Here is a 15,304-nt window from a genome sequence, read left to right on the forward strand (position 1 = left end):
TTGAAGGGCTGACGCTACATGGACAACGAGGACAAGCTCCGCGACTACCTCAAGCGGGTCACCACGGACCTGCGGCAGACCCGCCGCAGGCTGCAGGAGGTGGAGTCGCGGGAGCACGATCCCATCGCGATCGTCGCCATGGCCTGCCGCCTTCCGGGAGGAGTGCGCTCCCCCGAAGAACTGTGGCGGCTGGTGGCCGAAGGCACCGACGCCATCGGGCCCATGCCGACCGATCGCGGCTGGGACGTGGAGAAGCTGTACGACCCGGACCCCGACCGGGCGGGCAGCAGCTATGTCCGCCAGGGCGGCTTCCTCTACGACGCCCCGGAGTTCGACGCCGGCTTCTTCGAGATCTCCCCGCGCGAGGCCCTCGCCATGGACCCGCAGCAGCGGCTTCTCCTGGAGACCTCCTGGGAGGTCTTCGAGCGTGCGGGCATCGACCCGACATCGGTACGCGGCAGCGAAGCCGGTGTCTTCGTCGGGTCGAGCAACCAGGGCTATGCCGCTTCCGCCGACGGCAGCACCACCCCGGAGGGCGTCGAGGGCCATCTGCTGACCGGAGGATCGGCAGCCGTCCTCTCCGGACGGCTCGCCTACAGCTTCGGGCTGGAGGGGCCGGCGGTCACCGTCGACACCATGTGCTCGTCCTCGCTGGTCGCCCTGCACCTGGCCGTCCAGGCGCTGCGGCACGGAGAGTGCGAGATGGCGCTCGCTTGCGGAGCGACCGTGATGTCCTCGGCACGGAACTTCGTGGAGTTCAGCCGTCAGCGAGGGCTCGCGCGGGACGGGCGGTGCAAGCCGTTCGCCGCGGCCGCCGACGGCACCGCGTGGGGCGAAGGTGTCGGCGTCCTGCTGCTGGAGCGCCTGTCGGAGGCCCGCCGCAGTGGCCATCCGGTGCTGGCGGTGATTCGCGGCAGCGCCACCAACCAGGACGGTGCGTCGAACGGCCTGACCGCGCCGAACGGGCCTTCGCAGCAGCGGGTGATCCGGGCCGCGCTGGCCAATGCCGGTCTGTCGCCCACTGAGGTGGACGCGGTGGAGGCGCACGGTACGGGCACCACGCTCGGCGATCCCATCGAGGCGCAGGCCTTGCTCGCCACGTACGGCAAGGACCGGGACGAGGACCGGCCGCTCTGGCTCGGCTCGTTCAAGTCGAACATCGGGCATACGCAAGCCGCCTCCGGCATCGCCGGAGTGATGAAGATGGTGCAGGCGATACGCCATGGCGTACTGCCGGCGACGCTCCATGTCGACATGCCGTCACCGCATGTGGACTGGTCGAAGGGGAACGTCCGTCTGCTCACCGACGAGACGGCGTGGCCCGAGACGGACGCGCCCCGGCGGGCCGGTGTGTCGTCATTCGGCGGCAGCGGCACCAACGCGCATGTCCTGCTCGAACAAGCGCCGGCGGAGGAACCCGCCGAACCCGCCGAACCCGCCGAACCCGCCGAACCCGCCGACGAACAGACCGCAGCCTCCCCCGCTCGGGACGCGGCGCCCGCCACGCTGCCCTGGGTGGTTTCCGGGCGTTCCGCGACGGCCTTGCGTGCGCAGGCAGACCGACTGGCGTCGTGGGCGGAGACCACCGGACAGTCGCCGGCGGATACGGGACATGCGCTGGTGGCTTCGCGTGCGGCCCTGGAGCACCGGGCCGTGGTGGTGGGAGCCGACCAGGACACGCTGGTCGCCGGACTGCGTGCCGTGGCTGAGGGCGAGACGCCCGCCGGTGCGGTGGTGGGCGATGCGGGAGCCCTGGAGGGCGACGCCGATGTGGTGTTCGTCTTTCCGGGGCAGGGGTCGCAGTGGGTGGGGATGGCGGTGGAGTTGTTGGACTCCTCGCCGGTCTTCGCGGCCCGGTTGGCGGAGTGTGAGGTGGCGTTGGAGCCGTTCACCGACTGGTCGCTACGCGAGGTGCTGCGTGCGTCCGAGGGATCCCCGGGCCTGGACCGGGTCGATGTGGTGCAGCCGGTGTTGTGGGCCGTGATGGTCTCGTTGGCGGAGGTGTGGCGGGCTCATGGTGTGGAGCCTGCTGCGGTGGTGGGGCACAGCCAGGGGGAGATCGCCGCGGCCTGTGTCGCCGGGGCGCTGACTCTGGAGGACGGCGCGCGGGTCGTGGCGCTGCGCAGCAAGGCGATCCGTGCGTTGTCGGGCCGTGGCGGGATGGTGTCCGTGGCCCTGTCCTCGTCCGAGGTCGCGGAGCTGATCGAGCCGTGGGACGGTCGGGTTTCGGTTGCGGCGGTCAACGGTCCGACATCCGTGGTGGTCTCCGGTGACGCGGACGCGCTCGATGAGCTGAGGGATGTGTGCCGGGAGCGCGGGATTCGTGCGCGTCGCATCGACGTGGATTACGCCTCGCACTCGGCTCATGTGGAGTCGATCCGCGAGGAGTTGCTTGAGGTTCTGGCACCGGTGGTGCCCAGGGCGCCCGAGGTGCCGTTCTTTTCGACGGTGACGGGGGAGTGGCTGGACACGGCGGAGATGGACGCCGGGTACTGGTTCACGAATCTGCGGCAGACGGTGCGGCTGGAGCCCGCGGTGCGTGCGCTGTTGGCGTCGGATCATCGGGTGTTCGTGGAGGTCAGTCCGCATCCGGTGCTGACGATGCCGGTGCAGGAGACCGCTGAGGCGGCGGGTGCGGATGCCGTGGTGACGGGGACCCTGCGCCGCAATGACGGTGGTCTGTCGCGCCTCTACACCTCCCTCGGCGAGCTGTATGTGAATGGTGTGGAGGTGGACTGGTCCCCGGCGTTCGCCGCTCCCCGGCCCGGGGTCGTCGAGCTGCCCACGTACGCCTTCCAGCGTCGGCGCTACTGGTTGGAGTCGGGTCAGTCGTCGGTGGACGGTGCGGTCGATCCGGTGGATGCCCGGTTCTGGGAGTCGGTGGAGCGTGCGGATCTGGAGGGTCTGGCGGCGACGTTGGGGCTGGCGGATCCGGGGGCTTTGCGTGAGGTGTTGCCGGTGCTGTCGTCATGGCGGCAGGGCCGGCAGCGGCGGAGCACGGTCGACGGCTGGCGCTACCGGATCGCCTGGCGGCCCCAACACGAGCCACAGCAGGGCAAGTTGGAGGGCGTCTGGCTCGTCGTCGTGCCCGCCGGCCACCTGGACGACGGCCTCGTACGGGCCACTCTCCAGGGCATGGGGGACAGCGGCGCCGAGACCGTGCTCCTCGTCCTGGAGGACTCGACCACCGACCGCCAAGGCGTGGCCGACCAGCTGCGCGACTCCCTCACGACCGGTGCCCCCAGCGGCGTTGTCTCCTTCCTCGCCCTGGACGAGCGGCCACTGACCGGGCACCCCGAGGTCACCGTGGGACTGGTCCAGTCCGTGGCCCTGATGCAGGCGCTGCTCGACGCCGCCGTGGAGGCTCCGCTGTGGCTGCTCACGACCGAGTCCGCCGCCACCGGTTTCACCGACGACGAGGTCCGGCATCCGCTCCAGGCAGCCGTCTGGGGCCTGGCCCGGGTGTTCGCCCTGGAGCACCCCAAGCTGTGGGGCGGCCTCGTCGACCTGCCTGCCGCACTGGACGACCACGGGGCGGCCCTGCTGTCCGGGGTCCTCGCCGCGGGAGGGGAAGAGGATCAGCTCGCCCTCCGCGGCTCCGCGCTCCTCAGCCGTCGGCTCACCCGGGCCCCTCTGGACGGCGGCGAGCCGGCCACCCCCTGGCGTACCAGTGGAACCGCGCTGGTCACCGGCGGTACCGGAGGCCTCGGTGCGCACACCGCCCGGCTGCTCGCCCGTAACGGCGCCGAGCATCTGGTGCTGACCAGCCGCCGTGGCCCGGACGCACCGGGCGCGGCCGAACTACGCGACGAACTCGCCGAGTTGGGGGCGCGAGTCTCCATCGCCGCCTGCGATGTGACGGACGCCGACGCGCTGGCCGAGCTGGTCACCCAGGTCGAGGCCGACGGCCCGGCCATCCGCTCCGTCGTGCACACCGCCGGAGTCGGTCTGCTCGTGCCGCTCGCCGACACCACACTGGAGGAGTTCGCTGAGGGCGCTCGCGCCAAGCTGCTCGGTGCCCGCAACCTCGACGCGATGTTCGACCGCGACGGACTGGACGCCTTCGTGCTCTACTCGTCCGTCGCCGGCACCTGGGGCAGCGGAGACCACGGGGCCTACGCCGCGTCGAACGCCTACGTCGATGCGCTCGCGGCACACCGCCGCGCCCGCGGTCTGACGGGTACCTCGATCGCATGGGGCATCTGGAGTCCGGAGGGCGGCGGCATGGCCGTCGATGTCGTTCAGGAGCAACTGCGCTGGCGCGGTATCCCGTTCATGCCGGCGCACCTGGCCGTGCTGGGACTCCAGCAGGCGCTCGACCACGATGAGACCTTCCTCGCCGTGGCGGACATCGACTGGGAACGCTTCGTCCCCGTCTTCACCGCCGCGCACCGCCGCCCGCTGCTGCACGAGATCCCCGAGGTGCTGCGGGCACTGGAGGCCGACGAGGCCGACACGGACGCCGCCGAGAGCACCTCCGAGGTGCTCCGCTCCCAGCTCGCCGGGCTGGTACCCGCCGAACGCGAGCGGCAGCTCTCCGACCTCGTGCGCAAGCAGGTCGCGGCCGTGCTCGGATACGCGGACACGTCCGAGGTCGAGGTGGGCCGCGCCTTCCGTGAACTGGGCTTCGACTCCCTCACCGCGGTCGAGCTGCGCAACCGGCTCAACACAGCCACCGGACAGAAGCTCCCCGCCACCGTGGTCTTCGACCATCCGAACGTGAAGGCGCTCGCCGGGCATCTGGAGACCACCCTGGTCGGTGCCGGCGGCCCGCTGTCCGTACCGTCCGCCGCCGCGGACACCGCGGACACCGCGGCCCCCGTCGCTCCCGCAGACGACGACCCGATCGCGATCGTGTCCATGGCTTGCCGCTATCCGGGAGGCGTACGGTCGCCCGAGGACCTGTGGCAGTTGGTGCGGGACCGGACGGATGCCATCTCGGAGTTCCCTGCCGACCGAGGCTGGGACCTCGATGGGCTCTACGACCCGGACCCGGACCGCACCGGTACCTGCTACGTCCGCGAAGGTGGATTCCTCGACGCAGCAGGTGACTTCGACGCCGAGTTCTTCGGGATCTCGCCGCGCGAGGCCCTTGCCATGGACCCGCAGCAGCGGCTTCTCCTGGAGACGTCCTGGGAGGCGATCGAGCGCGGTGGCATCGACCCCGGATCCCTGCGCGGCACCCCGACCGGCGTCTTTTTCGGAGCCGCCTACCAGGGATACGGCAACGGCGAGGCCCCGGACGGGCTGGAGGGGCACCTCATCACCGGAACGGTGACCAGCATCGCCTCCGGCCGTATCTCCTACACGCTCGGACTGGAAGGCCCCGCGATAACGCTGGACACGGGCTGTTCGTCCTCGCTGGTGTCGCTGCATCTGGCCGTACAGGCGCTTCGCTCGGGTGAATGCTCCCTGGCGATCGCCGGCGCCGCGGCGGTGATGAGCGAACCGATCGGTCTCGTGGGCTTCAGCCGTCAGCGGGGGCTGGCGCGCGACGGCCGGTGCAAGCCGTTCTCGGCGGCGGCCGACGGTATGGGCATGGCCGAGGGCGTCGGCGTGCTGCTGGTGGAACGCCTGTCGGACGCCCACCGCAACGGGCACCCGGTGCTGGCGGTCGTCCGCGGAACGGCGATCAACCAGGACGGTGCCTCCAACGGCCTCACCGCCCCCAACGGCCTCTCCCAGCAGCGGGTGATCCGGGCCGCCCTGGCCGATGCCGGTCTGTCGGCCGGTGAGGTGGATGCGGTGGAGGCGCACGGCACGGGCACGTCGCTGGGCGATCCGATCGAGGCGCAGGCGTTGCTGGCCACCTACGGGCAGGAGCGGGAGGCGGACCGGCCGCTGTGGCTCGGCTCGGTCAAGTCGAACATCGGGCACAGCCAGGCAGCCTCCGGCATGGCCGGGATCATGAAGATGGTGCAGGCGCTACGCCACGGCGAGATGCCGGCGACGCTCCACGCCGATGAGCCGTCGCCACACGTGGAGTGGCCGTCGGGCGCGGTGGAGCTGCTGACCGAGGCCCGGCCGTGGACGGTGGAGGACGACCGTCCGCGCCGCGCCGGTGTCTCGTCCTTCGGCGTGAGCGGGACCAATGCGCATGTGATCGTCGAGCAGGCGGAGCAGTCCGAAGGTGCTGGCCCGGCTGATCTAGAGGCCTGTGCTCCGGTGTCGGGTGTGGGTGTGGGCGTGGGCGTGGTGGTGCCTTGGGTGGTGTCGGGTCGTTCTGAGGGTGCGTTGGCGGGGCAGGCGGAGCGGTTGGTGTCGCGGGTGGCGGGGTCTGGTCTGTCGCCGGTTGATGTGGGTTGGTCGTTGGTGGCGTCGCGGTCGTCGTTCGAGCACCGGGCGGTTGTTGTCGGATCGGAGATCGATGAACTGGCATCAAAACTGGGGGAGTTGAGTCCGACTGCTGCAGTGACTGATCCGGGCAGGACGGTGTTCGTGTTCCCGGGGCAGGGGTCGCAGTGGGTGGGTATGGCGGTGGAGTTGTTGGATTCCTCGCCGGTGTTCGCTGAACGGTTGGCGGAGTGTGGGGCGGCGTTGGAGCCGTTCACCGACTGGTCGTTGAGTGGTGTGTTGCGTGGGGTTGAGGGTGCGCCAGGTCTGGATCGGGTGGATGTGGTGCAGCCGGTGTTGTGGGCGGTGATGGTGTCGTTGGCAGAGGTCTGGCGCGCCCATGGTGTGGAGCCTTCGGCGGTCGTCGGCCATAGCCAAGGGGAGATTGCCGCGGCTTGCGTCGCCGGAGCGTTGACTCTGGAGGATGGCGCGCGGGTCGTAGCCCTGCGCAGCAAGGCGATTCGTGCGCTGTCCGGGCATGGCGGGATGGTGTCCGTGGCCGTGCCCTCGTCCGAGGTCGCGGAGCTGATCGAGCCGTGGGACGGTCGGGTTTCGGTCGCGGCGGTCAACGGCCCGTCGTCCGTCGTGGTCTCCGGTGACGCAGATGCGCTGGACGAGCTGATGGAGGGCTGCCAGGAGCGCGAGATCAGCGCGCGTCGGATCGAGGTGGACTACGCGTCGCATTCGGCTCATGTGGAGTCGATCCGCGAGGAGTTGCTGGAGGTCCTGGCGCCCATCGTGCCCCGGGCTTCTTCCGTGCCGTTCTTTTCGACGGTGACGGGGGAGTGGCTGGACACGGCGGAGATGGACGCCGGGTACTGGTTCCGCAATCTGCGGCAGACGGTGCGGCTGGAGCCCGCGGTGCGTGAGCTGCTTGCGCTGGATCATCGGGTCTTCGTGGAGGTCAGCCCGCACCCCGTCCTGACGATGCCGCTTCAGGAAACCGTCGAGGCTGCCGGTGTGGAGGCGGTGGTGACGGGCACGCTGCGCCGGGACGACGGTGGTCTGTCGCGGCTCTACACCTCGCTCGGCGAGCTGTTCGTACACGGCGTGGACGTGGACTGGTCCCCGGCGTTTGCCGCGCATCGTCCGCAGCTCGTGGATCTGCCCACGTACGCCTTCCAGCACCGCCGCTACTGGCTCGAATCGCACAAGCCCGCAGCAGGGCCGGCCGCTTCGGGACTCGTCGACGCCGGATTCTGGGAGAGCATCGAGCGCGAGGACGCGGACGCCCTCGCCGAGACGCTCGGGCTGTCCGACGACGGTGCGCTGCGTGAGGTCCTTCCCGCGCTCTCGCTGTGGCACAAGCAGCGGCAGCAGCGGAGCACGGTCGACGGGTGGCGCTACCGGATCGTCTGGAGGCCCCAACCGGAGCCCGAGCGCGCCAGCTTGGACGGTACATGGCTGGTCGTCCTACCCGACGGCCACCAGGACGCCCCCGTGGTCGAGGGGGTCGTCCGCGCACTTCGAGCGGGCGCCGCGGACATCAGGACCCTGACCGTCGGTGCGGAGGACGGCGACCGGGAACGACTGGCGGGCCGACTGCGCGACGAGGCCGGGACGGCGGCCGGGCCGGTCGCCGGGGTGCTCTCCCTCGTGGCTCTGGACGAGCGGCCGTGGGCCGCCACGGAGACCCTGCCGGCCGGGCTGGTCCTGATGACGTCGCTGCTGCAGGCGCTCGGTGACGCCGGGATCGACGCTCCGCTGTGGTGTGCGACCCGTGGCGCGGTGTCGGTGAACCGTGCCGATGCCCTCGACCACCCGGTGCAGGCCATGGCGTGGGGGCTGGGCCGGATCGCCGCCTTCGAATATCCGCAGCGGTGGGGCGGACTCATCGACCTGCCGGGCGAGTTGGACGACCGGGCCGGCCGACGACTGGTCGCGCTGCTGGCGCAGAACCCCGGCGAGGACCAGCTGGCGTTGCGTGGGTCCGGCGTCTTCACCCGCCGGATGCTGCGGTCGCTCCCGGGGGACCGGCCGGCCGGGGAGGGCTGGCGGCCGCGTGGCACCGTCCTGGTCACCGGTGGGACGGGCGCGTTGGGCGGGCACCTCGCCCGCTGGCTCGCCCGCAACGGCGCGGAGCATCTCGTACTCGTCAGCCGTAGGGGCACTGAGGCGCCGGGTGCCGCCGCACTCGTCGAGGAGCTGGCCGCGCTCGGAGCGCGGGCAACCGTGCGGGCGTGTGATGTCAGCGACCGGGCGGCGGTGACGGCACTCCTCGCGAGCCTGCCGGAGGAGCAGCCGCTGACCGCGGTGGTGCACACGGCAGGAGTCCTCGACGACGGGGTGATCGACCAGCTCACCCCGGACCGCGCCGAGACCGTGTGGGAGCCGAAGGCGGGGGCCGCGTTCGTCCTCCACGAGGCGACCCGGCACCTGGACCTGTCGGCGTTCATCCTGTTCTCCTCCATGGCGGGCACGCTCGGCGGGCCCGGCCAGGGCAGCTACGCGGCGGCGAACGCCTGTCTGGACGCGCTCGCCCTGCAGCGCCGCGCCGAGGGACTGCCCGCGACGTCGATCGCCTGGGGAGCCTGGGGCGGCGGCGGTCTGGTGGGAGAGGAACTGGCGCAGCGGCTCCGCCGTGACGGAGTGCCGCCGATGGATCCCGACCTGGCGGTCTCCGCCCTGCAGACGGCCCTGGACCAGGGCGAGACGTTCCTGGTCGTCGCGGACGTCGACTGGCGCAAGGCCACGGCCCGACGGGTTGCCGCGGTGAGTGAGCTGCCCGAGGTCCAGGCGTCGGTCGGCGACCGCACCGAGGAGTCCGCGGTGCGCGGTGACGCCGCGCCGCTCGTCGTACGGCTGCGGGATCTCGCGCCGGGGGACCGGGGTGCGGCGCTGCTGGACGACGTACGGGCCGCGGCCGCCGCCGTCCTCGGCCACGACCGACCCGACGCGATCCCCGCCGACCGGGCGTTCCGTGAGCTGGGCTATGACTCGCTGACCGCCGTCGAGCTGCGCAACCGGCTTGCCGAGGCGACCGGTCTGCGCCTGCCGGTCACCCTGGTGTTCGATCATCCGACGGCGGCCGCGCTCACGGCGTTCCTCCACGACGGGCTCTTCGGCGCGGAGCCGGAGAGCGCGGCCCCGGCCGCACCTGCCGTTCCGGTGGACGACGATCCCGTCGTCATCGTCGGGATGAGCTGCCGCTACCCGGGCCGGGCAGACTCACCCGAGGAGCTGTGGCGGCTGGTCGACGAGGGCACCGACGCCGTCTCGGGCTTCCCCACCAACCGCGGCTGGGACATCGAGCGGCTCTACGACCCGGACCCCGACAAGCCGGGCACGTTCTACGCCCGCGACGGCGGGTTCCTCTACGACGCCGACCACTTCGACCCGGCGTTCTTCGGGATCTCACCGCGTGAGGCGGTCGCCATCGACCCTCAGCAGCGGCTCCTCCTGGAGACCTCCTGGGAGGCGATCGAACGGGCGGGCATCGACCCGGAGCTGCTCCGTGGCACGGCGGCCGGCGTCTTCGTCGGTTCGAATTACCACGACTACGGCTCCCGTGTGCGCACCGCTCCGGAGGGCATGGAGGGACATCTGGCGACGGGCAGCGCGAGCAGTGTCGCCTCCGGCCGTATCGCCTACACCTTCGGTCTGGAGGGACCGGCCGTCACGGTGGATACGGCGTGTTCGTCGTCGCTGGTCGCCCTGCATCTGGCGACCCAGGCCCTGCGGTCCGGGGAATGCACGCTCGCGCTGGCCGCCGGTGTGACGGTGATCTCGACCCCGCAGACCTTCATCGAATTCAGCAGGCAGCGGGCACTCGCTCCCGACGGCCGCTGCAAGGCGTTCTCGGCGGATGCCGACGGCGCCGGGTGGGCCGAGGGCGTCGGAGTCGTCCTGCTGGAGCGGCTGTCCGAGGCCCGCCGACGCGGACACCCGGTGCTGGCCGTCGTCAAGGGCACGGCCGTCAACCAGGACGGCGCCTCCAATGGCCTGACCGCGCCCAACGGGCCCTCCCAGCAGCGCGTCATCCGCCAGGCGTTGGCCAACGCGGGACTGTCCACGGGCGACATCGACGCCGTCGAGGCCCATGGGACCGGCACCCGGCTCGGCGACCCGATCGAGGCGCAGGCGCTCCTCGCCACCTACGGCCAGGAACGGCCCGCGGAACGCCCGTTGTGGCTCGGCTCGGTCAAGTCGAACATCGGCCACACCCAGGCCGCGGCCGGTGTCGCCGGAGTCATCAAGATGGTGCAGGCGATGCGGCACGGAGTGCTGCCGCGCACCCTCCACGCCGCGCAGCCGTCGCCGCACATCGACTGGTCGGCGGGGAACGTGCGGCTGCTGGGCGAGCCGCAGGAGTGGACACCGGGCGCCGGTCCGCGCCGGGCCGGTGTCTCCGCCTTCGGCATCAGCGGGACCAACGCGCATGTGATCCTGGAGGAGCCCGAGCCCGAGCCCGAGCTGGTGGTCGTCGAGTCCGACGTCACCCCACAGGGCCTTCAGCCGGAGACCGCGGGCGCGCCGACGGCCGTAGTCCCCTGGCTGCTGTCCGCCCGGGGTGCCCCGGCCCTGCGGGCCCAGGCCCGGCGGCTGGCGGAACACCTCGCCCGCAACCCCGAGCTCACCCCTGCCGATGTCGCGCTGTCCCTGGCCACCTCGCGCACCGGATTCGAGGACCGGGCAGCCTTCCTCGGCCAGGACACCGGTGAACTGACCGCGGCACTCCGGGTGTTCGCCGACGGCCGGGAGCACCCACGGGTCGCTGTGGGCCGCGCCCGCCCCGGAAAGCTGGCCTTCCTCTTCCCGGGGCAGGGATCGCAGCGCGCCGGGACCGGACGGAGCCTCTACGCGACCCATGACGCCTTCGCCGACGCCCTGGACGCGGTCTGCGCACACCTGGACGGCCACCTCGACCGGCCCCTGCGCGAGGTGCTCTTCGCCCGGCCCGGCACACCCGAGGCGGACCTCCTCGACCGGACCGTCTACACCCAGGCCGGTCTTTTCGCCCTCGAAGTCGCCCTGTTCCGGCTGCTCGAAAGCTACGGGGTGCACCCGGACCTGCTGCTCGGCCACTCGATCGGTGAACTGGCCGCCGCACATGTCGCCGGGGTGTTCTCCCTGGCGGACGCCTGCCGTCTGGTCGCCGCCCGCGGCCGGCTGATGCAGGCGCTGCCCGCCGGCGGAGCCATGGTGTCCGTCCATGCGGCGGAGGAGGACGTACTGCCGCTGCTCGCACCGTACGAGGGCAGGGTCGCGGTCGCCGCGGTCAACGGACCGGCCGCCACCGTCCTGAGCGGCGACGAGGACGCCGTCACCGAGGTCGCCGGGCACTTGGCCGCCGCGGGACACCGGACCAAGCGGCTGCGGGTCAGCCATGCCTTCCACTCGGCCCGCATGGACGCGATGCTCGACGAATTCGCCTCCGTGGCAGCGGAGTTGAGCTACCAGCCGCCGGGCATACCCGTCGTCTCGAACGTCACGGGCCGCCCGGCCACGGCCGAGGAGCTGTGCAGTCCCGACTACTGGGTGCGCCACGTACGGCAGGCGGTCCGCTTCCACGACGGGACCCGCGCCCTGGAAGAGCTGGGCGCGCGCACACTTCTCGACCTCGGGTCCGGGGTGCTGACCGCCATGGCGGACGAGTGCCTGACCACGACGGACGGGATCTTCCTCGGTGCGCTGCTGCGCCGGGACACCGAGGAACCGGAGTCGCTCACCACCGCCCTCGCCCAGCTGCATCTGCGGGGCCACGGCCCGGACTGGGAGCGCTGCTTCGCGTCCTCGGGCGCCCGGCGGGTGCCGCTGCCGACCTACCCGTTCCAGCGGCAGCGGTACTGGCTGGAGGCCGCTGACCCGACCGACGTCTCTGCCGTGGGGCTGGAGGCGGCCGGGCATCCGCTGCTCGGTGCGGCGGTGCCGCTCGCCGGTTCCGGCGGTGCCCTGTACACCGGGCTGCTCTCGGCGGGGCGTCAGCCGTGGCTGGCCGACCACGCCCTGGACGGCACGCTGCTGTTCCCCGGCACCGGGTTCGTGGAACTGGCGCTCCAGGCCTGCGAACGGACCGGCGCCGGCCACGTGGAGGAACTCACCCTGCAGGCCCCGCTGGTGGTCCCGGAGGACGGCACGGTGCAGCTTCAGGTCACCGTCGGGGAGGCGGACGACTCGGGCCGTCGCCCGCTGTCCGTGCACTCGCGCCCCGCGACCGGCACGGACGACGAGGAGCAGCCCTGGACCCGGCACGCCGAGGGCACCCTCGCCGACGGCCGGCCCGGGACCGGGACGCACACCGACGGCCAGCCCGAGGCCGGGATGCCAGCCGACGGCCGGCCCGGGACCGGGACGCCCGCCGACCTCACCGCCTGGCCCCCGCCGGGTGCCGACCCGGTCGACATCTCCGACCTGTACGAGCGCACCGCCGCGAACGGCTTCGCCTACGGACCGGCCTTCCGCGGTCTGCACGCCGCCTGGCGCCGGGGCGACGAAGTGTTCGCCGAGGTCACCCTGCCCGAGCAGTACCGCGACACCGCCTTCGTCCTGCACCCGGCGCTGCTGGACGCCGCGCTGCACACGGTCGCCCTGGCCGCACCCGACACCGAACGGGCCGTGCTGCCCTTCAGCTTCCGGGCGGTCACCGCGGCGGCCGCGGCCTGCCCGGACACCGTGCGGGTCCGTCTCGTCCGACAGGCCGACGACACCTATGGAGTGCAGCTGGCGGACGCCTCGGGCACCCCGCTCGCCGCGATACCGGCATGCGTCCTGCGGCCGGTCGACCCCGCACAGCTGGCCGCCGCCGGACCGAAGCCGGCCGATCTGTACCGGATGGACTGGGCGGACCTGGCGTTGAGCGAACTTCCGGCCGAGCCGTATGCGGTCATCGGCACGGAGGTACCCCAGGTCCCCGGTGACCACAGCGCCCGGCACCCGGATCTGTCCGCGCTGACCGCGGCCGTCGACGCCGGGGCCGAGGTGCCCGCCACGGTCCTCATCGGCTGTCTGCCGGCCGAGGGCGATCCGGCCGGGGCCACCCGCCGGGCGGTACACCACGCACTGGACCTGGCACAGGCCTGGCTCCGCGATGAGCGGTTCAGCGCCTCGCGGCTGGTCCTGTGCACCCGCAACGCCGTGGCGGACCGGGCCGGCGCGGCGGTTCCCGGACTGGCGCAGTCCGCCGTCTGGGGCCTCATCCGCACCGCCAAGGCCGAGAACCCGGGCCGCTTCGCCCTGCTCGACCACGACGGCACGGCACGGTCAGCGGCCGCGCTGCCCGCTGCCCTGGCGACCGGCGAACCCGAGATCGCCCTGCGCGAGGGCGGTGCCCGGGTGCCGCGTCTGGTGCGTGCCCGGGCGGCCGAGCCGTTCCGCGGCCTCGGCGCCGACGGCACGGTGCTGATCACCGGGGGCGGCGGCATGCTCGGCCGGCTCGTCGCCCGTCATCTGGTGGCGGCTCATGGCGTACGCAGTCTGCTGCTCGCCAGCCGTCGTGGGCGGAAGGCGGAGGGGATGCCCGAACTGGAGAAGGAGCTGCGCGAATTGGGAGCGGAGATCGACATCGCCGCCTGCGATCTCACCGACCGGGCCGACACCGCCCGGCTGCTCGCCTCCGTACCCGCCGAACGTCCGCTCAGCGCGGTGATCCACACCGCGGGCGTCCTCGACGACGGGGTGCTCGGCTCCCTGACCGCGGACCGTATGGACACCGTGCTGCGGACCAAGACCGATGCCGTACTCCACCTCGACGAGCTGACCCGCGACCTCGACCTGACGGCGTTCGTCCTGTTCTCCTCGCTCGCCGGGACCTTCGGCGGGGTCGGACAGGGCAACTACGCGGCGGCCAACGCGTTCCTCGATGCCTTCGCCCACACCCGGCGGGCCGCGGGCCGTCCCGCCGTCTCCCTCGCCTGGGGCCTGTGGGCCGAACGCAGCGGGATGACCACCAAGCTGGACGAGACCGACCTCCACCGGATGGCCAGGGGCGGGGTGCGCCCCATGCCGTCGGACCAGGCACTGGCGCTGCTCGATGCCGCACTCGCCACGGGCGAGCCGTTCCTCGTCCCGGCCCGGCTCGATCTGGCGGCGCTGCGGACCCCGGCCGGCGAAGTGCCCCCGCTGCTGCGGTCGTTGGCCGGTCCGCGGCCCCGTCCTTCGGCCGGCCGGCCGGGCCCCGCGCCTTCCGCCGAAGCCGATCAGCTCGGCACCCGCCTCGCCGCGCTGCCGGAGAGGGACCGGCGCCAGGCGGTGCTCGATGCCGTCCTGGGGCAGGCCGCGCTGGTGCTGGGCCATACCTCGGCCGACGCGATCGACCCCGAGCGCGGCTTCCTGGAGCTGGGCTTCGACTCGTTGACCGCCGTCGAGCTGCGCAACCGTCTCACCACCGTGACCGGGACCCGGCTGCCCGCGACCCTGCTGTTCGACTACCCGGAACCGGGCGGCCTCGCCGACCATCTGCTCGGCAGGCTGGGCCCCGTGGTGGAGCAGCGATCGGCCCACGGGGACCCCGCACCCGGCCCGCTCGACGCCTGGGAGGCACAGACCGAGCGGCTCATGGGCGACACGGCCGCCAGGGCCTCGCTGCGCAGTCGGCTGCAGGGACTCATGGACCGGCTCGACAGCCTCTCCGAGGACCCGGACGCCGGGCTGGAGAGCCGGCTGGACCAGGCATCGGACGACGAGCTGTTCGACTTCATCGAGCAGGAACTCGGCGGGTCATGACGGGCTGACCGCCCGCCCGCACACCGGCTCCGGCCGCCCACTGAGGCGCTGCCCGGAGCCGGTGCCGTCCGGCAGCACCTCAGCGGGCGGCCCCAAGCCGTGCCCACTCCTTCCCGCAGGACACCCTGAGCCGGTGCCGGCGGGCTCCCGGGCATGCCGTCGAGGCCGCCGCAGCACGTCCTAGGGGTTCTCTTAGAGTCACCGGCCGACGGCGCTGATCGGCCGATCCACGCCCACAGAATGTGATCAGCGAATAGAGGATTCCAGCGTGGCGGCCGCCGGTGTGCGGCAGGCCGCCGGTCCGCCGAGC

Annotated in this window: 1 protein-coding gene; it reads left to right on the forward strand. The window is 72.4% G+C overall.

Annotated elements, in window-relative coordinates; genetic code table 11:
- Positions 1-18: 18 nt before the first annotated feature.
- Entirely contained in the window at positions 19-14,994 is a 14,976-nt protein-coding gene (locus STRNI_RS37945; protein WP_277412872.1) for a type I polyketide synthase, read from the forward strand.
- Positions 14,995-15,304 lie beyond the last annotated feature (310 nt).

This window comes from Streptomyces nigrescens, from assembly GCF_027626975.1.
In the GTDB taxonomy this organism is placed as follows: domain Bacteria; phylum Actinomycetota; class Actinomycetes; order Streptomycetales; family Streptomycetaceae; genus Streptomyces; species Streptomyces nigrescens.

Excerpts from the sequence above, each read along its gene's own strand:
- STRNI_RS37945 (WP_277412872.1), top strand. The coding sequence starts at position 19 with ATGGACAACGAGGACAAGCTCCGCGACTACCTCAAGCGGGTCACCACG.